17 protein-coding genes are annotated in these 19,863 nt (G+C 61.6%); 1 reads left to right on the top strand and 16 read right to left on the bottom strand.

The annotated features are described in order from the left end of the window. Positions 1-51: 51 nt before the first annotated feature. Genes BLU75_RS20510 through BLU75_RS20455 form a run of 12 tightly spaced genes read right to left on the bottom strand, consistent with a single transcriptional unit; the run spans position 52 to position 10,874 of the window. Positions 52-2,364 (bottom strand): MMPL family transporter, encoded by a 2,313-nt coding sequence (locus tag BLU75_RS20510; RefSeq protein ID WP_084379812.1) that lies wholly within the window; start codon positions 2,362-2,364, stop codon positions 52-54. After that, the gene (locus BLU75_RS20505; RefSeq protein ID WP_084379811.1) at positions 2,354-3,046 is read right to left on the bottom strand and encodes an outer membrane lipoprotein carrier protein LolA; all 693 of its coding nucleotides are present in this window, start codon (positions 3,044-3,046) and stop codon (positions 2,354-2,356) included. Before BLU75_RS20505 ends, BLU75_RS20510 begins: the two co-directional genes overlap by 11 nt. After that, the gene (locus BLU75_RS20500) at positions 3,040-3,468 is read right to left on the bottom strand and encodes an acyl-CoA thioesterase (RefSeq protein WP_084379810.1); all 429 of its coding nucleotides are present in this window, start codon (positions 3,466-3,468) and stop codon (positions 3,040-3,042) included. Before BLU75_RS20500 ends, BLU75_RS20505 begins: the two co-directional genes overlap by 7 nt. Further along, positions 3,461-5,005: an HAL/PAL/TAL family ammonia-lyase gene (locus BLU75_RS20495; RefSeq protein WP_084379809.1), complete on the bottom strand. Its 1,545-nt coding sequence runs from the start codon at positions 5,003-5,005 to the stop codon at positions 3,461-3,463. Before BLU75_RS20495 ends, BLU75_RS20500 begins: the two co-directional genes overlap by 8 nt. Further along, complete coding sequence (locus BLU75_RS20490) at positions 4,986-5,924, bottom strand: LpxL/LpxP family acyltransferase (protein WP_084379808.1); 939 nt, start codon at positions 5,922-5,924, stop codon at positions 4,986-4,988. Before BLU75_RS20490 ends, BLU75_RS20495 begins: the two co-directional genes overlap by 20 nt. Next, the gene (locus BLU75_RS20485; RefSeq protein ID WP_084379807.1) at positions 5,921-6,655 is read right to left on the bottom strand and encodes a glycosyltransferase family 2 protein; all 735 of its coding nucleotides are present in this window, start codon (positions 6,653-6,655) and stop codon (positions 5,921-5,923) included. Before BLU75_RS20485 ends, BLU75_RS20490 begins: the two co-directional genes overlap by 4 nt. After that, on the bottom strand, positions 6,648-8,318 hold the full coding sequence (locus tag BLU75_RS20480) for an acyl-CoA synthetase family protein (protein WP_084379806.1): 1,671 nt from the start codon (positions 8,316-8,318) through the stop codon (positions 6,648-6,650). The genes BLU75_RS20485 and BLU75_RS20480 overlap by 8 nt, the downstream gene beginning before the upstream one ends. Next, positions 8,315-8,860, bottom strand: coding sequence for a COG4648 family protein (locus tag BLU75_RS20475; RefSeq protein WP_084379805.1), 546 nt, complete (start codon positions 8,858-8,860; stop codon positions 8,315-8,317). The genes BLU75_RS20480 and BLU75_RS20475 overlap by 4 nt, the downstream gene beginning before the upstream one ends. Continuing rightward, positions 8,857-9,111: an acyl carrier protein gene (locus BLU75_RS20470; protein WP_003209389.1), complete on the bottom strand. Its 255-nt coding sequence runs from the start codon at positions 9,109-9,111 to the stop codon at positions 8,857-8,859. The genes BLU75_RS20475 and BLU75_RS20470 overlap by 4 nt, the downstream gene beginning before the upstream one ends. 8 nt (positions 9,112-9,119) lie before the next feature. Further along, a complete protein-coding gene (locus tag BLU75_RS20465) occupies positions 9,120-9,389 on the bottom strand; it encodes a phosphopantetheine-binding protein (protein WP_084379804.1) in 270 nt (89 codons plus the stop codon). Next, a complete protein-coding gene (locus BLU75_RS20460) occupies positions 9,373-10,179 on the bottom strand; it encodes a lysophospholipid acyltransferase family protein (RefSeq protein WP_084379803.1) in 807 nt (268 codons plus the stop codon). Before BLU75_RS20460 ends, BLU75_RS20465 begins: the two co-directional genes overlap by 17 nt. Beyond that, positions 10,155-10,874, bottom strand: a complete 720-nt coding sequence (locus BLU75_RS20455; RefSeq protein WP_084379802.1) for a beta-ketoacyl synthase chain length factor — start codon at positions 10,872-10,874, stop codon at positions 10,155-10,157. Before BLU75_RS20455 ends, BLU75_RS20460 begins: the two co-directional genes overlap by 25 nt. A gap of 348 nt (positions 10,875-11,222) precedes the next feature. On the opposite strand from BLU75_RS20455, the gene BLU75_RS20450 reads away from it, so the two are divergent. Continuing rightward, positions 11,223-11,993 carry a ParA family protein gene (locus tag BLU75_RS20450; protein ID WP_084379801.1) on the top strand — a complete coding sequence of 257 codons (771 nt, stop codon included), beginning with the start codon at positions 11,223-11,225 and terminating at the stop codon, positions 11,991-11,993. Positions 11,994-12,179: 186 nt separating this feature from the next. Here BLU75_RS20450 and trxC read toward each other — a convergent pair whose 3' ends face one another. The 4 genes from trxC to BLU75_RS20430 form a co-directional block, all read right to left on the bottom strand. Next, on the bottom strand, positions 12,180-12,617 hold the full coding sequence (gene trxC / locus BLU75_RS20445) for a thioredoxin TrxC (protein WP_084379715.1): 438 nt from the start codon (positions 12,615-12,617) through the stop codon (positions 12,180-12,182). A 239-nt stretch (positions 12,618-12,856) separates the two neighbouring features. Then, positions 12,857-14,320: a protein adenylyltransferase SelO gene (gene selO, locus BLU75_RS20440; RefSeq protein ID WP_084379714.1), complete on the bottom strand. Its 1,464-nt coding sequence runs from the start codon at positions 14,318-14,320 to the stop codon at positions 12,857-12,859. 48 nt (positions 14,321-14,368) lie between these two features. After that, positions 14,369-17,752 (bottom strand): mechanosensitive channel MscK, encoded by a 3,384-nt coding sequence (gene mscK / locus BLU75_RS20435; protein ID WP_084379713.1) that lies wholly within the window; start codon positions 17,750-17,752, stop codon positions 14,369-14,371. Between the two features lie 70 nt (positions 17,753-17,822). Then, positions 17,823-19,565: a potassium/proton antiporter gene (locus BLU75_RS20430; protein WP_084379712.1), complete on the bottom strand. Its 1,743-nt coding sequence runs from the start codon at positions 19,563-19,565 to the stop codon at positions 17,823-17,825. Positions 19,566-19,863: the final 298 nt, after the last annotated feature.

Here is a 19,863-nt window from a genome sequence, read left to right as displayed (position 1 = left end):
TCCTTGCCGGGTCGGCGATCATCAAATTCAATTCAGGAAAATCCGAGCACATCAGTGCAAGTGCTCCCGGTGGCTTGCCCACGGCGCGAGCATAAAGCTGAACGCCAGGCCCAGGCTCACCGAAAGACCGAAGTTACTCACCGCCGGAGTACTGGAAACCGCCAGCAAACCAAAGGATAGCCATGTGGTGATGGCTGCCAGCAGCGTTCCCAGCAAACTGACGGCGGCACCGCCGATCTGCTCGCGCATAAGAATCGCGTAGTCGACGCTGATGGCTGTCACCAGCAACAGGCCGAACAGGCTGAACAGCGTCAACGGCTGTCCCAGCCAGCCGAGACTGGCCAGGCTGCACATGGCCGCCAGCAGCGGCAGCGCGACGATACGCAATGCTCCGCCAAGCCCGAACGGCAGGAGCAGCAGCAATACGATCAGTACACAGGAGATTAATTTCAATTCGGCGGCGCTGATCTGGGTCGCGGCAAATACCTGGTTCAAATCACCCAGGCGGTCGACCAGTTTCACCCCGGGCAAATCCTGGGCCTGGATCCTCAGCAACGCCGGGTCGTTCAAGCCTTGCAGGCTGACCATCGCCGCTACGCCATCCTTGATGTCGCCCAGCCACAGCGTGCGCCACGGCTCGGCCAGCGGGCCGCGCAGTGCCGCGTCAATGTCTTGGGTGGGCAAAGCCTGCAATTGCGCCACTTCCGCCTGCAGCGCGCTGGCCGGTACACCGAGGTCGAGCAAGGGCTGCCAGAGTGGCGGCGGGCTGTTCAGGGCCTGGCGCAGCTGTTGTTGCGTGCTGGCGGGGCTGACCAACTGAGTGAGCGCCAGGTAGCCCTGCAGCTTGTCCATGTTGACCAGTTGATCCAGGCGCTGACTCAGCGCGGTCTGGCGCTCGAGCAATTGCTGTTGATTGTCCGCTCGCACGAGGAAGAACTGACTGGTGGGTTGATAGCCGGTAATCCGCGCAATGGTCTGTGCTTCCTGGAGCAATTGCGGCGGTGCGCCGATCCATTGGCGAATATCGTTTTTGCTGTTCAGTTGCCAAAGTCCACCGGCACAGAACAGCAGCGCCAGTACCAGCAGCGCTGGGCTGGGCAGGCGCTTGAGCAGCGACTCGCGTATCCCCAGCAGGCACTCGGCGACCTGTAATGGCCACTGCGCGGGGCGCAGGTCCATGCCACTGAGCAACGCCGGCAACAGGCACACCGCCGACAAGTAGGCGCCTACCAGGCCAGCGGCGGAGAACACGGCGATCTGTGTCAGCGCTGGGAACGGCGTCCAGGCCAGGGCCGGGTAGCCGATGCAACTGGTGGCCAGGCTCAGGCTCAGTCCCGGCAGCGTCAGGCGCAAGGCTGGCCAACTGCGCCAGGGTTGCAGGCTCCAGCTCTTGGACAGGTAGTGCAGCGGGTAGTCGATGGCCACCCCGATCAGGCTGGCGCCCAGCACCAGGGTCATCACGTGCACACGCCCAAACAGCGCGACACAGGCTACCGTGCCAAACAATATGCCCACCAGCACCGGAACGAAGGCCAACAGCACCCGCCAACGACGAAACGCCAGCAACAGCAACAGCAGAATGCCGAACGTCGCGCCGCCGCCGACCCAAGTGATTTCGCGGGAGGCCTGCTGTTGGCCGTTGGCGGCATACAGCAAGCCGCTGGCCGCTAGCAACTGCACACCTTGTTCCCCGGCCTGTTCGCGGCTCGATTGCAGCAAGGCGGCGACTTGCAGTGGCAGTTGCATATCGAACGCATTGCCGCTGGTGCGTGCCCGCAGCAGTACCCAGCTTTTGCCGTCGGCGTCGGCGATCAACGCGCCGCTGCCGATATCCAGTTGCACCGAGCCATGGTGCGGTTGGCTGTTCTGGATGCGCCCGGTCAGGCCAAGCCAGTCGTCCTGGCTCGGTACCAGGCTAAAACCGCTGAAAGGATCGAACAATGCCTGCACCCGCTGCGCAATGAACGCTTCGGGATGTTCGATCAACTGCTCGCGGTCCTGGGTCGAGAGCATTGCCAGGCGTCCCTGCAGCAGTTGCTTGCGCAGGGCCGGCAGGTCGGCCTGCACATTCCATGTGATCTTTTCAAACAGCCCACTGGCTTGCCAGCGCTCAGCCAGTTGTTGGGCCATGGCCAGCGCCTGTTGCCGTTCGGTGTGCCCCACCAGCACCAGCATTTCGCGGTTCAGCGGTTCTTGCATGCGCTGTTCGGCCTGAAGCTCCAACGCGTCGGGCGTGCTGCCCGGCACCAGTTCCATCAGGTTGGCCGACAGCGGCGCACCATTGCGCCATTGCCAGCCGGCCAGCGCCAATACGCCCACCAGCAGGATCAGGAACAGACGTGGCAACCAGCGCTCACTGGGCAAAATCGTGTTGCTCCGTCTCACTCAAGGGTTGCTCGGCGGTGCTGTCTTGCAGTCGCAACACGGTGCTGTCGCCCTGGGTTTCCAGCAGTTCGATGGTGTGCACCAGCGTGCCGCCGTCAATTTTGATTTGCGTGAAGACCTGTTTGAGCAGCAGCGAGCGCGGAATCAGCGTCAGTTTCCACGCCGTGGCTGCGCCTTGCAGTTGCAACTCGAAGTCTCGCTGCAAGCCGCTGCTGTCGCCTTGCAGTACGGCGAGGAACAGGCGGTTCTGCTGCGCGCCGGCGCTTTTGTTCGGTAGCGCTTGCCAGCCGCTGGCGTCGCGCCGGGCGATACCTTGGGCGTTGATCCGATAGTCTTGTTGCAACGGCGTTTCAAGCAGCCAGAGCAGGCCGTGGTCCTTGGCCAGCACGAACCTGCCTTTGCTGGTCAGCGGTTGCGGCAGGGCGCGCAGGTGTTTTTCCTGGATGAAATTGCCGTGGATCACCTCGGGCCTGGCTAACTGAGCGCTGAGTTGCTGCTGGTCAAACGCTTGGGCAACGCCTGATAAACCTAAAAACACCAACACTGTAGGCGCGAGTTTGCTCGCGAAAAACCTGAGGGCGCCGCGGGGTACCAGGCAACCAGCATTATCGTTGACGATTTTCGCGAGCAAGCTTGTTCCTACAGAGAACGCGGTCAGCATTTCAAGACTCTCTCTACGGCATCGATGAACACCTTGGGCGAGGCCAACTGCATCTCGCGACTGGCGATCTCGACCGCCACTTGCACGGTGCTGGCGCGGGTCAGGCGTTCGCCGCTGGCCAGGTCGCTGATCAGGTAGTTGACCTTCAAGCGGTTCTCCCACTCCACCAGGCTGGCGCGCACATTGATTCGTTGACCAAAGGTGGCGCCGCGCACGTAGCGCAGTTGCATATCGATCACCGGCCAGGCATAGCCGGACTCGAGCATCGCCGTGTAGTTATGCCCGATCTTGTCCAGCAGCGCGCAGCGCGCGACCTCCAAGTACTTCACATAGTGGCCGTGCCAGACCACGTGCATGGTGTCGACATCAAAAAACGGCACGAGGATTTCAGTGTCGCTGTGCAATACACCCTGGCTACGCATGCAGCCTCCAGTGTTGCTCGGCGATGCGTTGCAGGCACAGGCGTAGTTCGCCTTCGAGGGCGCGGTCTTCGATGACCGGCGGGAAGTCCTTGGCCAGTTCTTCGTGCATGGCGGCCAGGGCCGGTGGCAGCGGGCGGGCGTCGACGGCCTGGGCGCGCAGCCACACGCCTTGATTGGCGGCGAGCAAGGTGGCGGCGGCGACCTGTTCGGTCAGCTCGAGGACGCGGATCGCATCGCGGGCGGCGATGGTGCCCATGCTCACTTTGTCCTGGTTATGGCATTCGGTGGAGCGTGAGAACACGCTGGCCGGCATGGTGTTTTTCAGGGCTTCGGCGGTCCAGGCGCTGGTGCCGATCTGCACGGCCTTGAAGCCGTGATTGATCATCGCGCGATCCGCCGGCGCGCCCGACAGATTACTCGGCAAACCGTGGTTGTAACGCACGTCCACCAGCAACGCGAGCTGCCGGTCCAGCAGGTCGGCGACGTTGGCCACCAGGGTCTTGAGGCTGTCCATGGCGAAGGCGATATGACCGCCGTAGAAGTGCCCGCCGTGCAGCACGCGTTCGGCCTCGGCGTCGATGATCGGGTTATCGTTGGCGCTGTTGAGTTCGATCTCGATAAACGAACGCAGCCAATTCAGGCTGTCAGCCAGCACGCCGAGCACATGCGGCGCGCAACGCAGGGAGTAGCGGTCCTGCAAACGATGCAACGGCGCGGTCGGCGCGTCGATGGCCAGGTCCTTGCGCAGCCAGGCGGCGACTTGCATCTGGCCAGGGTGCGGCTTGGCGGCGAACAGGCGCTCGTCGAAGTGTTCCGGATTGCCTTGCAGCGCCACTACGTTCAGCGCGGTGATGCGCGTGGCCAGTTGCAGCAGGTAGTCGGCGCGAGCGAAAGCCAGGCAGGCCAGGCCGGTCATCACGGCGGTGCCGTTCATCAGCGCCAGGGCTTCCTTGGGCCGCAGCACCAGCGGTTCCCAGGCCAATTCACGGTGTACCTCACAGGCTGTGCGGCGTTCACGGCAGAACATCACTTCGCGCTCGCCGGACAGGGTGGCGGCCACATAGGACAGCGGCGTCAGATCGCCGCTGGCACCGACCGAGCCTTCTTCCGGGATCAGGGGCAGCACATCGTATTCAAGAAACGCCTGCAGGCGCTCCAGCAACTCGACGCGCACACCGGAGACGCCGTGGCACAGTGACTGCAAGCGCGCCGCCAGCACGGCGCGGGTGGCTTGCGCATCCAGCAACTTGCCCAGGCCACAGCCATGGAAGGTGTACAGATGACGCGGCAGCGCTTCGACGTGCTGCAACGGCACCGCCACCACGCACGAGTCGCCGTAACCGGTGGTCACGCCGTAGATCACGCCTTCCTTGTCCAGCAGCGAATCCAGGAACTGCGCGCCCTTGGCAATGCGCTGCCGATAGTCGGCATCGCCTTGCAACCGGGCCGGCGCTTGACGGTTGGCCAGGGCCAGCACGTCTTCGATGCGCAAAGGGAGTTCGCCGAAGGTTACCGGCTCAAGCGGATGCGTCGTCATCGGTCTTCCAGAAAGGGTAAAAGTTGAACCATTGTTGGGGCGCTTCCAGGCAGAAATGCCCCAGGCGTGCGGCATAGCGTGCGGTCCAGGTGGCAATCACCTGCTGGCGGTCGCTGCGCTTCCATTCGATCAACTGAGCGAAGGGCTCGATGATCAAGCGGTAGCGGCCCTGGTGTTTGAGGCACATCAGCAGGTTGACCGGGCATTTCAGCAAGCCGGCCAACAGCCACGGGCCTTGCGGAAACGCGGCGGCGTGGCCGAGAAAGTCCACACGGACGGTGCGCCCGCCGTGCAGCGGCACGCGGTCACCGGCAATCGCCAGCCATTCGCCGTCATCCAGGCGCTGGCTGAGCAACAGCATGACCGCCGGGTCCAGTTCGCTGACCTGGATCAGTCGCAGGTTGGTTGCCCCGGCCTCACCCAGCAGGCGGTTGAAACGTTCGGCGTGCTTGGTATGCACCAGCACGTTCATGGTGACTTTCTCGCCCAGTTCAGCGAGGGCCCGGCACACTTCCAGGTTGCCCAGGTGTGCGCCCACCAGCATCTGCCCGCGCGCGCTGCGCAGTTGGCCGCGCAACTGTGCCGGGTCGAGGATCTCGATCTGTTCCAGACGCAGCTTGCCATTCCACACATCGAGCTTGTCCAGCAGTGCGTCGGCAAAGGCCATGAACTGGCCGAACACCCGGCGATGACTGGGGCGCAAGTCGTCGCGAGCGCTCCAGTCGGCCAGCCGCTGCTGGTATTGCCAGGCGCTTTGGCGGGCGGCGCGGCCAAACAGGAAAAAGTACAGGACGATGCCATACAGCAGCGGGCTCAATAGCCGGCGCCCGAGGATTTTGGCGGCCAGTGCGGTGAGCCGCATCAACCACAGACTGCCGCGCTCTTGGCGGTCGGCCCAATGCTTGGCGTTGTCGCTCATGCCTGCCACCGTCGCCAGAGAATCATCGGCGCACGGACCAGCATGCCGAAGAACAGCCGGGTGTGCATGGAGGAAATCAGCAGGTTGTCGCGCACCATGCGAAAGTGCGACAAGCCGTCGGTCGGGTAGTGCACCTGGGTCGGCAGCCAGCGCATCGGCTGGCTGCGCCACGCCAGGCGCACGAGGATATCGGAATCGAAATCCATGCGTTTGCCGATGTTGGCCGAGTCCATCAGCGCCAGTACCGGTGCCAGCGGGTAGATACGAAAGCCGCACATCGAATCGCGAATCTGCAGCGACAGGCTGTTGATCCATACCCAGACATGGGTCAGGTAGCGTGCATACAAACGGCCCTTGGGCACGCTGTCGTCGTATTCGGGGTAACCGCAGATGAGGGCTTCGGGATGGGTGCGCGAGGCGTCGAGAAAGGTTGTGACCTCCCGCAAGTCATGCTGGCCGTCGGCATCCACTTGCAAGGCGTGGCTGAAACCCAAGCGTGCGGCTTCGCGAAAGCCCGCCATCACCGCCGCGCCCTTGCCTTGATTGGTGGGCAGGGTCAGCAGCGACACGTTGTCGAGGCTCGCGAGTCGCGCCAGTACGGTGGCGCAGGCCGGGCTGCTGCCATCATCCACCAGCAGGCAGGGCAGGCCGCTGTCCAGCAGGCGGTGGACCACGGCGGGCACGGCGGCTTCGTGGTTGTAGACCGGGATCAGCGCGCAGGGATTATGCATGGGTGGCGGCCAGCAAAATCCGTCCGCTGGAACACGCGGCCGTGTCATTGCGGTAGGCAAAGTACAACTTGCCGCGCTCGCGGTCGAAACGCAGGTGCAGTTCGATCCGATCGTCCGGGCGCACCAGTTGCTGGAACTTGAGTACTTCCATTCCGGCGAAGTCGCTCGGCAGGTCGAGCAATTGCCGGCCCAGGCTCAGCGCCCAATCCACTTGCACCACGCCCGGTAGCACCGGCGTCTGGGGGAAGTGACCGCTGAAATAGGCCAGGTCAGGCGGGATCGCCAGTTGCAGCGTCCACTCACCGTCGGTTTCGGCGTGTTCGAGGACTTCGGGGGCTTTGGGCCGCGGAGCCAGCAGCAAGGCCTCCACGTCAGCCTGGGGCAGTTTGCCTTGGGTATTCAACGGCAATTGCCGTAACAGCCGCCAGCGACGGGGCAGCGCCAGGGGTTCGCAGTGCTGGCTCAGATGCTGGCGCAAGGTTTCGGTAACCGCGCGCCGGCCCTGGTTGCGCAACGCGTGCAGGCCGTCGCCGCTGAGTACCACCAGCGCGCCGAGGGAGGCACGGTTCTCTTTCACCACGCCCAGGCGGCTTTCAGCGACCCAAGGGTGATCCATCAACGCGCGTTCGAGCATCGGCAGGGCGATGCGTTTTTCTTCCAGCTTGACGATCCGGTCCAGGCGGTCCAGCAGTTCGAAGCGGCCGTCGGCGTGGAGGATAGCGGCGTCGGCGGTTTGCTCGAGGTGACCGGCTGGCAGGTACGGCGAGGCAATACACAAGGCGCCGGCGGCGTCCTGGCTCAGTTGGACCCCGGCAAAGGGCTGCCACAGGCTTTCGCCCTGACGCCAGGCAATACCGCCGGTTTCCGAGCTGCCGAGGATTTCCGTCGGCCATTGCTGCAAGCGTTGTTGCAGGCTGCTGGCCGCGTCGCTGGGCAGTGCGCCGCCCGAGGAAAACACCCGCTTGACCGCGCTCAGCGCCGGCCAGTCGAGGTTGTCGCCCATGCGCTTGAGCAGCGCCGGGCTGGCGACCCAGGCAAAGTGCGGGTGCTGGCGGCTGACACGCTGCAAGTCTTCCGGGAAAGGCAGTTGCTGACGTACCAGCGTACGCCCGGCACACAACGGCCATAGCACGCGGAACAGTAAACCGTAGATGTGCTGGGTGGCGACGCTGCCGATGATGCAGGCGTCTCCCAGATCGGCGCCCCACAGGGTTTCCAGGGCCTGGACCTCATTGGCCAGTTGGCCCAGGGTTTTGTCGATGCGCTTGGGGTCGCCGCTGGACCCGGAGGTGCACAGGCTCAGTTGGCCAGCGTGCAGATCCAGGGCGCCAGCGCTGAGCGGCGCCTGGTACAGCGCGTCGAGATCGCTGGCCTCGGTCAGCCACGCGTCGACTTCATGGGCCCAGCGTTGGCGCGTCTGGGGTTGCAGGTCGGCGGGCAGCAACACGCTGACGCCGGCCCGCCAGGCACCCAGCAGGGCAATCGCCAGCAGACCGGCATCCGTCAGGTGCACGGCCAGGCGCCGAATGCCACGGGCGTGCAGCCCGGCAGCCAGGCTCGGGGCGGATTCGCACAGTTGTGCATGATTCATCGCCGGCTCAGTGGTGACCGGACGCTGTGCTACAGGCTCAAGCAGCAAGTGCTCAAGATTTACCCAATTCATACGCGGCCTCGAACCCTCTGTCGTATCAGCCATTCCACGGCAAACAACAACCCCATCAACCCGTAGGCAATCAGGCCGTTGTACAACGTCCACCAGCCCAGCGGCGCCCACAAGGTAAGCGCGGCGGCGATCAGGCCGTTACACAAGAAAAACACACTCCACGCCACGGTGACCTTGCGGGTATACACAATGGCGTTGTCAGGCAATTGCGGTTCGCTCAAACGCGCCAGGCGCTCGACCATCGGCGGGCCGTATTTCAGACTCAAGCCGAACAGCGCCAGCATGAAGGCGCTGACCAGGCTCGGGTACCAGCGCAACAGCTGCGGATTGTCGAACCACGCCAGCATCAGGCAAAACACGATGGCGAGCACCGTCATCCAGCGCGCACCTGGGTTGCGCGCGCCGGTCAGCGCGCGCAGCAGCCACAGGCAGGCCAATAGCAGGCCGAACTGCCAAGGCGCAAAGTGCGCCGTGCCGAAATACACCGCGAAAGGGTACAGCAGCCCTGCCAGCAACAGACCAAGGCCGATCAGGCGGCTCATGCGGCCGGTTGGACCAGACGGTAGACCGCCTCGACCACGTCATTGACCGTGCGTACGGCCTTGAACTCTTCGGCGGCGATTTTCTTGCCGGTCTGGCGCTTGATGTGGTCGATCAGGTCCACCGCATCGATGCTGTCGATTTCCAGGTCCTGATACAGGTTGGCATCGAGGGTGACGCGCTCAGGTTCCAGTTCAAACAATTCCACCAAGGCATCGCGCAGGGTGTTGAAGATATCGTCACGAGTTTGCATGTTGGGTCTCAAGCTGCCTGTCTGGCCGTGACGAACGCCGCGAGGCTGGCCACGTTGATGAAGTGATTGCGGGTGTCCTTGGCGTCGGCGTCGATTTTGATGCCGTACTTTTTCTGGATCGCCAGGCCCAGTTCCAGGGCGTCTACCGAATCCAGGCCGAGGCCTTCGCCGAACAGAATTTGCTCGTTACCGATGTCGTCCACGCTGATGTCTTCCAGGCCCAGGGCCTCAATGATCAGCGTTTTTATGTCGTGCTCAAGGCTATTTGGATTGCTCATCTTCGGCGAGCTCCTTAATGAAATAATGGTGCAGGTAATCGTTAAGCTTGCGTGAGGCTTGAGGAGGAGGCCCTTGCGTGGCAAACGTCTGTGGTTCTATATCGGCACCTACCTGCAAACTGAAGTGAAAGCGGCATTTGGGGATGCGATACCAGGGTTCGGCCTTGGTCAGGGTGGTGGGGCTGACTTTGAGCACCACCGGGGTAATGACCGCGGCTCCCCTTAGCGCGATGGCAGCAGCGCCTCGATGAAAGGCTGGCGCCTGGCCCGGCACAGTGCGGGTGCCTTCGGGAAAGATAATCAGCGTCTGGCCGTTGCGCAGTGCGCCGGCGGCGGCATCCAGCATGTCGATGCTGCCGTCGTTGCTGATGTACCCGGCATCGCGCACCGGACCCCGGGTGAAGGGGTTCTGCCACAGGCTTTGCTTAACCACGCAATTGGCCTGGCGCACCAGGCCAATCAGAAACACCACGTCGATCAGCGACGGGTGGTTGGCAATGATCATCTGGCCGGGACGTCCGAGATTTTCGGCGCCTTCGACGCTGTAAGTGAGAATGCCGGCACGCTGCATCATCCGGATAAAAAACCAGAACAGCCGACTGATGGTGTGACGCGCGCGCCGTTGATGCTGACGGGCGTCTCCCGGCAGACAACTGAGCAGCGGGAACACCAGCAGGCGCAGGCACAGGCCGCCGATACCGAACAGGGCGAAGCTCGCCGCCGTGGCGAACAGCCGCCAGTGATAAGCGTCTCGGGGCTTGTCGGTCAGTGATTGCGTTGCCAGTTCCATACTCGGCTCTTCCAGGCATGTTGGCAGGCGTCCTGTTCGTTGAACAGCGCGCGCAGCAGGTTCAGGGCGTGAGGCCACTGGGTTTTGATGGGTTGGACCGTCGCGGTGTGCAGCGCCAGTTGCCATTCGTCGCCTGGGGTCAACAACAGACCGAGGGCATAGGGGAAAGGTACATCGTCGATCCAGCGTGTGTAGGCCTCGGGCGGCTGTTCTTCGGTGATCACCAGCAGCACGGCTGGTGCGCCTTCGTTGAGCAGCGCGACGGCCTCCAGTACGCCGTGCTCCAGGCCGTCGCCGGCGGCGGCCAAGGCGGTCATTTCGCTGGTTTCATTACGCAGGATCGACCACAGGCCAATCACCGCGTTATGCACCGACAGGCTGAACTGGGTTGGCGATAGCGGCTGGTCTTTGGCCAGGTCGCTGAGAATCTCCAGGGTGCGTGGGGTTTCACCGTGACGCGAAACAAACACCAGCGGCAGGTCTTGCAAGCCTTCGGCCAGGGGCCAGCCGACACTGAAGGCCATCCGGGCCAGGCGGCTGAGACGGCGGCGCTGCATGGCTGGCAGGAACGACACATCGGGCGCGGCTGCGCTGGGAGCCAGCAACACTGGGGCCCGGCACCATTCGCGCCAGCCGTCCACGCTGTCGAGCCCAGGGGCCCACGCGCGCCATTGAGCGATGTTGAAGTTGATCACGGAGAAGATATCCCGCCCCTGCGGGCTTCCTTGTGCAGCAATCGGCCCGGAAAACCGGGACATGGCGCAACGGCCAAGTGGCGCGCATTATCCCGGTGCTGTTGGGTTCTAGCAAACTTTGGTAAAAAATTAGTCACGGAATATTACAAATTTACCGAAATACAAACAGTGATTGTCCATCATCGGGGTAGGGGGCTGGGTGTCAGGCATTTCCTGCTTGATCGGGCTGGTGCGGGACAGATGCGCAAGATAAAGCCTCCAATGCTGTAGTCCAGGTGTGATCAAGGTAGCGAGCGAGCGCTTTTGCCCTCTACACTCGGGCATTCATTGATACACGGAGGTTTTTTCATGCGGCGCGTGGTGTTCAATCAGAAAGGCGGCGTTGGCAAGTCCAGCATTGCCTGCAACCTGGCGGCGGTCAGCGCCAGCGAAGGCTATCGAACCCTGTTGGTAGACCTCGATGCACAAGCCAACTCGACCCAGTACCTCACCGGGCTGACAGGCGACGATATCCCCATGGGCATTGCCGATTTTTTCAAGCAAATCCTGTCCTCCGGGCCGTTCTCGAAGAAAAACAAGGTGGATATCTACGAAACTCCGTTCGACAACCTGCACGTTATTACCGCCACCGCCGAACTGGCGGACTTGCAGCCCAAGCTTGAGGCCAAGCACAAGATCAACAAGTTGCGAAAGCTGCTGGATGAGTTGGCCGAGGATTATGACCGGATCTACCTTGATACCCCGCCAGCGCTGAACTTCTATGCGGTTTCCGCGTTGATTGCCGCTGATCGCGTACTGATTCCTTTCGATTGCGACAGTTTCTCGCGCCAGGCGCTGTATGGCCTGTTGCGTGAAATCGAAGAGCTGAAGGAAGACCACAATGAAGACTTGGAAGTGGAAGGCATCGTGGTCAACCAATTCCAGGCCCGTGCGAGCCTGCCGCAGCAGATGCTCGATGAGTTGATTGCCGAGGGTTTGCCGGTGCTACCGGTGTACCTCGCCAGCTCGGTGCGGATGCGTGAGTCTCACCAGCAGAGCAAGCCGCTGATCCACCTGGACCCACGGCACAAACTGACGCAGCAGTTTGTGGAGTTGCATAATTTGCTGGAAAGCGCCTGAGCGCCTGTCGTCGAAAACAGTGCCGCCAAGACCGCACAATAAATCTGTGGCGAGGGGGCTTGTCCCCCGTTGGGCTGCGCAGCAGCCCCAAAAAAGAAGAATGCGCTGTATCAGACACTCCTCAGCGGGTGGTTTGGGGGCTGCTGCGCAGCCCAACGGGGGACAAGCCCCCTCGCCACATCCGTTTCAGTAAACGCCCTGGCCATGCAGCCAGCTCATCAGCTGTGGCAGCGGGAACGCGCCGCTCTGGCGCGCCACCTCCCGGCCATTCTTGAACAGGATCAAGCTGGGAATCGAGCGAATCCCCAACTGAGCGGACAACTGCTGATTGGCCTCGCTATCGAGCTTGGCCAGCCGGCATTTACCCGCCAACTGCCCGGCTGCCTGCTCGAACACCGGCGCAAACGACTTGCACGGCCCGCACCAGTCGGCCCACACGTCCACCAGTAGTGGCAAATCACCTTTGATCTGGCTGGCGTAGTCGCCCTGTTTCAGCTCAAAAGGCTTGCTCAATAACACCGGTTGCTTGCAGCGCCCACACTTCGGTGCGTCCCCCATGCGTTCGTTGGGGATGCGGTTAAGACCATTGCAATGCGGGCAGGGGATTACAAGAGGATCGGACATGGAGGACTCCGTTGAAGTGGCCAATGAATTCAAATTGGAGCCTAAGCGAGTGATTATCAAGCTCCGGCGGTGATGGCGCATGTGTTCACATTTTCGCCATTGCCGACTTGGTTTGTGTATCTAGGCTGAGTGAGCCTATTTGAAAAAGCACCATTGGTCCGTTCGCAGCTATCGCACATGGCGATAGCTGGCTGGCAGAGTATTTCAAAGTACCGGTGGACATGTTTATCTGAGAACCGCTAGGACGAACAACTAATCTCCAGATGCTTGCCCCAATCCGGCGGCCGCTGCGCGTATTGCTCCATCCCAGGCTGTTCTTCAAATGGCTTGCTCAACACCTCATGCAGCCGACGCACTTCGGTGTAATCACCTGATTCAGCCGCCTGGATAGCATTTTGTGCCAGATAGTTGCGCAGGATGTACAGCGGGTTCACCGCATGCATCCGTTCACGGCGCTGTGTTTCGTCGCCATTGCCTTCGCGAATGACGCGGGCCTGGTACTCATCCGCCCACGCATCAAAGCCCGCAAGGTCGACGAAATCATCGCGCAATCGCGCCACGGCCAATGCAGGGGGCTCATTCCCCAGGCGACGGAAGAACAGGGTGTAGTCGACGCCGCTGCCCTGCATCAGTTGCAACAGGCGCTCCACCAACGGCTGGTCGTCGTCTTCGGCGGTGGTGAAACCCAGCCGTCGGCGCATCAAGTCCAGGTAATGCGCCTGGTACAGCGGCAGGTACAGTCCCAGGGTTTCGCGCAGCGCTTGGACGCTGATAAACGGAGTGAGCGCCTGGGCCAGCGCACTGAGGTTCCATTGGCCGATAGGCACTTGGTTGCTGAACGAATAGCGACCCTGGTCATCGGAATGGTTGCAGATGAACTGTGCGTCGAAGTCATCGAGGAAGGCGAACGGCCCGAAGTCGAAAGTGATGCCGAGGATCGACATGTTGTCAGTGTTCATCACGCCATGGCAAAAACCGTAGGCCTGCCATTTTGCGATCAATTCAGCGTTGCGTTCGACGATCTCGCGGAACATCGCCAGATACGGCTCGGGTTGTTCCTGGCATTCGGGAAAATGCAGCTTCAGAACATGCTCGGCCAGTTGCTTTTGCTGTTCGGGTTTGCTGGTGTAGTAGAAGTACTCGAAGTGGCCGAAGCGGATATGACTCTGGGCCAGGCGCAAGACCATCGCGGCCCGTTCCTGTTTCTCGCGCCACACCGGTGTGCTCGAGCCGATCACGCACAGCGCGCGGCTGCTGGGGATGCCCAGGGCATGCAAGGCTTCGGAGGCGAGAAATTCGCGAATCGAGGAGCGCAGTACCGCACGGCCATCGCCCATGCGGGAGTAAGGCGTCTGTCCGGCGCCCTTGAGGTGCAAGTCCCAGTGTTCGCCGGCCTGGTTATACACTTCGCCGAGCAGCAGGCCGCGACCATCGCCCAGCTGCGGGTTATAGCCGCCAAATTGATGCCCGGAATAGACCATCGCCCGTGGCTCGGCCTCGGCCCACAGTTTGTGCCCGCCGAACAGTTCGGCGAACACCGGCGTTTCGGCAATGGCCGGGTCCAGGTCAAGCAAGGCCATGGCCGCGTTACTGGCGACCACCAGGCGCGGCTCGTCGATAGGTTCGGGCAGCACGTGGGTCGAAAAATCGTCGCCCAGACGGGCGAAACGGTTGTCGAAGGTCAATTCGTCGAGGGCTTTCACCGGCCATCTCCAGCAGAATGTACGGACATTCTGCTGGGCGCAGGCCAGTTAGTCGAGCTTGCTCGGCGGGGGCGGCGGCGCGTCGGCAACATCGCCGGCCGGCGGTTGTGGTGCGCCCTGGTCGCTGGCCGGACCTGGGAGGGTCGGGTGGCTTTCCTCTGCCGGCATCAGTTTGTATTCGTTGCCGTTGAGGTTCTTCAGGTAAATCTCCATCTGCCGGAACGAGATGTTGATGTGGTTTTTCTTGAACTCGCGGTTGATGAAACGGTTGACCTCATCCAGTACCGGGTTGCGGTCGCCGAGGTCGCGCACGTGCATGCGCAGTTCGTGGTCCAGGGTGCTCTCACCGAAATTGAGGAAGTAAACCAGCGGTTCCGGGTCTTTCAGTACTCGGGGATTGTCGCTGGCTGCCTTGAGCAGCAACTCCTTCACCTTATCCAGGTCGGAGCCATAGTCCACACCGAGTTTCAGGGTGACCCGGGTGACGGTGTCGGTCAGCGACCAGTTGATCAATTGACCGGTGATGAAGGTTTTGTTCGGGACAATGATGTCCTTGCGGTCGAAATCGGTGATGGTGGTCGCACGGATGCGGATCTTACTCACAGTGCCTGACAGGTTACCGATGGTGATGGTGTCACCGATGCGTACCGGGCGTTCGAACAGGATCATGATGCCGGAAATGAAGTTGGCGAAGATCTCCTGCATGCCGAAACCCAGGCCCACTGATAGCGCGGCCACCAACCATTGCAACTTGTCCCAGCTCACGCCGAGGGTCGACAACGTGGTGACAAAACCGATGCCTGCGATCACGTAGGACAGCAAGGTGGTGGCGGCGTAGGCGCTGCCTTGGGCCAGTTCGAGTTTGGACAGCACCAGCACTTCCAGCAGGCCCGGCAGGTTGCGCGCCAGGGCGAAGGTGATACCGATGATGATCAGTGCGCCGAGCAAGTCGCTCAAGCTGATGGGCACCATGCTGATATTGGGTGCGGTACCGCTGGTGTATTCGTAGAGCGTCACGTTGTCGAGGTAGGAGAACGCCGAGATCAGGTCTGACCAGACCCAGTACAGCGCCGCGATAAAGCCACCGAGCAAGGCCAGGCGGATCAGGCGCATCGACTGTTCGTTGACCTGTTCGATGTCTAGGGTCGGCTCCTCGATCACCACTTCGCCGTCGCCGGCCTCCTTCGTGGCCTGGCGCTTGGCCAATGCGCGGGAGTAGGCCAGGCGCCGTGCGGCGACGCCCAGGCCACGGACGAAGGTGGCTTCGATCACCAGCCAGAACATCAGCAGGTACAGGGTGTTGATCAAGCGGTCGCTGAGCTTGAGGGCGGTGTAGTAATAGCCGAAACACACCGCGATAAACAACGCGATGGGCAGCGCGGTAAACAGCACGCCCACGGCTTTGCGAAACAGCGAGGCTTTTTCATGGGTCGGGCTGATAAGCAGCAAGCGACTCAGCAGCAAGGCCATCAAGGCGTAGCAGGTCAGCACCACGGCGATGCCCAGGACGTCATCCGCCAGCGCCGCCGGTTGATGTTCGGCGATGGCCACCACCGCCACCAGCGCCAGTACCACCAACCCGAGCCTGCGGATCCAGCGCTGGAGAAATTCGACCTGAGGCTTTTCCCAGCGAAAGTGCAGTTCGGCCACGCCGCCCGGCGCAAGGACCCGATAGGCGGTATAGAACACCAGCCACGCCTGGGCGATCTGCAACAGCGCCGCGCCGAGGTTGGCGTTCTGTCCGCGGGCGTCGATTTGCAGGGCGTAGCCGCAGAGGGCCAGGCCAAGTGCAACGGGCATCGCCAGCAGGATATTGACCAGGATGGCAATCGGTGTGTGCCATTGGCTGTCACGTTTGAAGTGGCCGATGTCCAAGTGGATTTTTTTCAGCCGTTCGTACAGGTTGCGGCGTCGCCACAACAAAACACCGATCAGCAGGAGCAAGGGCGAAAACAGCAGCGGGCGCTGCGTCAGACCGTCGTACAGCTCGCTGACGCTGGAAGCCCAGGGCAGGGTGTCGATCTGTTTTTCCAGACGTGAAGGGACGGTTTTCAGCCATTCAGTATCCAGCGGCTTGTTGCTGGGGATCCAGAACATCTGCTCGTCGAGGGTTGCACGCAGGCTGGTGGCGGTGCTGAGGAGTTGTTTCTGGTTCAGTTGCAAGGTGATGGATTCGTTGAGCAGAGAACTCAACTCGCGACTCAGGCGCTCCAGCAGGTCGCTACGGGTCATCGCCAGTTCCAGGAGGGTGCGCCGCAGTTGTGGCGTGATCTGATCTGCTGGCTGGTTCTCCAGCAAATTGTCGACGTAGAGGCTAGGCGGGTTGATCAGTTCCCGCTGCTGGTTAACCTCGAACTGATACAGGCGAATGTTGGCGATATCATCCGCCAGATCACGGTCTACCTTCAGCGGTGGCAATGCCTGCTTTTGCTTATAAAGAATCTTCGACAGCAACAGACTGCCCTGAAGCACGTTGATCTGCTCGTCCAGCGCCGCATCGCTTTGGGTCACGTTGTCCAGCATTTGCTTGGTTTTCAGGTTCTGCTGGGTCAGTTCATTGAGCCGGTCAGTGCCTTTGAGCAGGTAGTCGGAGAGCTTCAGGTTGGCGGCGCTTTCCGTGGCCAGCAGGCTGCTGCCACCGGCTTTCTGCGCTTCGATGGATTGCTGGGTCACCGTCTCCTGGGACTGGGCCAGGCGCTTCTGGTTGATCAGGGTTTGCAGGTCCTGGATTTCCTGTTCCAGGCGGGCGGTTTTTTCCTCCACCAGGTCACGCTGGCTGTTGCCCAGGTCTTGCAGTTGGCTGTTGCCCGCCAGTTCCTGGCGACGCAGGGGGATCAGCGCATTGAGCGCCGCCAGTTCGGCATTCAGTTGGTTGCGTTGTTCGCCGCTCAGGGGCTTGCCCTCGTCCTTGCCGGCCTTGAGGGTGTTATTGATCTGCTGGATGCGGGTCTGGCTGCTGCTGATTTCAGTCTGCGCACGCTCCGGACGTGTCTGGGCGGCGATGCTCAGGCTGTTGGCGTCGGCCAGTTCTTTCTGCAGGTCGCCTTGCTGGGTGCTGCGCTGCACCAATAGTTGCTCAAGCTGCGGCACCGGCAAGTCGGCATAGCGTTGGGTGACCGGAATGACTTTGGTGGCCTTGAGCCGGGCCAGTTCACGCTGGTTCTTCGTGGTCTGGTGTGGCGCATCCTGCAGTTGGCGCTTGAGGTCCTCCAGGCGCTGCTGGTAATCCTGCTGGTTACCGAGAAAGGTCAGGGTTTGTTGCAGAATGGTTTGCAATGCCTTCATTTCTGCGTCGGGCAGCTTGCGGTCAGGCAATTTATCCAGGGATTGCTGGACGGCATCCACGCTGGGCGGGTCGGCGGCGTACACCGGGCTGACACAGAGACTCAAGCCGAGCAGGGCAGTAGCTAAAAAAGTGCGCAGGATTGTCATAGAGACCGGTCGAACGAGGTGAAAAATAGGGAGCGCCCTGACGTCCAGAAGTGCGTCATCGCTCCGCAGTTTAGAGGAAGAGTCCGGGCCCCGGGCGACTTCCTTCGGGGAATCTGACGCCGACTTTGCCGATCTTGTTCCCGTCCATCACGGCGACTGTCCAAATGGTGTTGTTCCACTCGACCTGGTCGCCCACGATCGGCGCGCCACCGACTTTCTGGGTAATAAACCGGCTTAGCGGCATGTTCGGGTCGATACCGTCGAGCTTCAGCCCGTACAGCGCCGAAACCGCGCCCAACTGAGCGTCGCCTTCCAACACGAAGTCGCCGAAGAAGCGCAAGTCAAGGCCACGCTGGGGTGCCTGGCTGAACAATTTGCCCAGCGCTCCCAAGTTGTGCTCATGGCCGATCACGCAGAGCAGGTCGCCGACTTCCAGCACGGTACTACCCGACGGATGGAGTAGTTGCTGGCCGCGAAACAAGGCGGCGATACGTGTGCCTTCGGGCATTTTCAGCTCACGCAGGGCGGCGCCGATGCACCACTTTTCAGCTCCCAGGCGATAAACGAAGAGTTCCCACTCGCTGGTGACGTGAACTTCCAGGGCCGCTCTGGAGACCGGCGCAGGCTCTGGGGGGACCGTGACTTTCAGCCATTTTGCGATCCACGGCAGGCTGGTGCCCTGGACGAGCAACGACACCAGGACGATAAAGAACGCCAGGTTGAAGTACAGCTGGGCATTGGGCAGCCCGGCCATCAGCGGGAACACCGCAAGAATGATCGGTACTGCGCCGCGCAAGCCCACCCAGGCGATAAAGGCTTTTTCCCGACCGTGGAAGGCTTTGAACGGCAGCAAACCGATCATCACCGACAGCGGCCGCGCGAACAGGATCATCCACAACGCCAGGCCGAGGGCCGGCAGGGCAATGGGCAGCAGGTCATGGGGCGTTACCAGCAGGCCCAGCACCAGGAACATACCGATCTGCGCGAGCCAGGCCATGCCGTCGAGCATGTGCAGGATGCCATGGCGGCTGCGCACGGGACGGTTACCGATCACCAGGCCGCACAAATACACAGCGAGGAAGCCGCTGCCGTGCGCGGCGTTGGTCAGGGCGAAAACGAACAGCCCCCCGGCGATCACCAGGATCGGGTACAAGCCGTTGGCCAGATTGATCCGGTTGACCATCTGCAACATCAACCAGCCGCCGCCCAGGCCGAAGATGCCGCCAATGCCGAATTCGCGTATCAGATGGGTCAACAGGCTCCACTGCAGGCCGGTCTGGCCGCTGGCAAGCATGTCGATCAGGGTGACGGTGAGAAATACCGCCATCGGGTCGTTACTGCCAGATTCGATTTCCAGGCTCGCGCTTACCCGTTCGTTGAGGCCCTTGCCGCCCAACAACGAGAACACTGCCGCGGCGTCCGTAGAACCGACGATGGCGCCGATCAACAGGCCTTGAATCAGGTTGAGATCAAACAGCCAGGCGGCGGCCATGCCGGTGAGACCGGTGGTGATCAGCACCCCGATCGTCGCCAGCGAGAGCGCCGGCCACAGCGCTACGCGGAAACTTGAGACCCGGGTGCGCAAACCACCATCGAGTAGGATCACCGCCAGGGCCAGGTTGCCGACAAGATACGCCGTGGGGTAGTTGTTAAAGATAATGCCGCCGCCATCGACGCCGGCGAGCATGCCCACGCCGAGGATGATCACCAGGATCGGGATGCCCAGGCGCGACGAAAGGGAGCTCACCAGAATGCTCGCACTCACCAGCAACGCGCCGATCAAGAACAGGCTGTTGATGGTTGTCGCATTCAAAGGCAGTACTCCAGAAAGAAAGGCGAGGCGCAGACTGACCATGCAGTCTGCGTGCCAGCGATTCTAACCTGTTGAATTGCGGTGCTGTCAAAAAGGTTTTTTGCGTAATGACTGGCAAGGGTGTCCAGCTTGCGGGTGGCCCTTACCCAAAAAACACAGCCTGAACCGCAGAGGATCTGTGGGGATTCAGGAACCAGATTGCATAATTGCAGTCACTAAGGCTCCAAAGCGTGGCCCGAGCTTTAAAATCAAGGCTGCGCGCCAGGATATCCCTGGCTTCCAAGGTGAATTTTCTTTA

Origin of the sequence: Pseudomonas mucidolens (genome assembly GCF_900106045.1) — a bacterium.
GTDB classification, from domain to species: Bacteria; Pseudomonadota; Gammaproteobacteria; order Pseudomonadales; family Pseudomonadaceae; genus Aquipseudomonas; species Aquipseudomonas mucidolens.
Note: the sequence above shows the minus strand (reverse complement) of the source record. Positions and strands in the feature narration are given on the sequence as shown.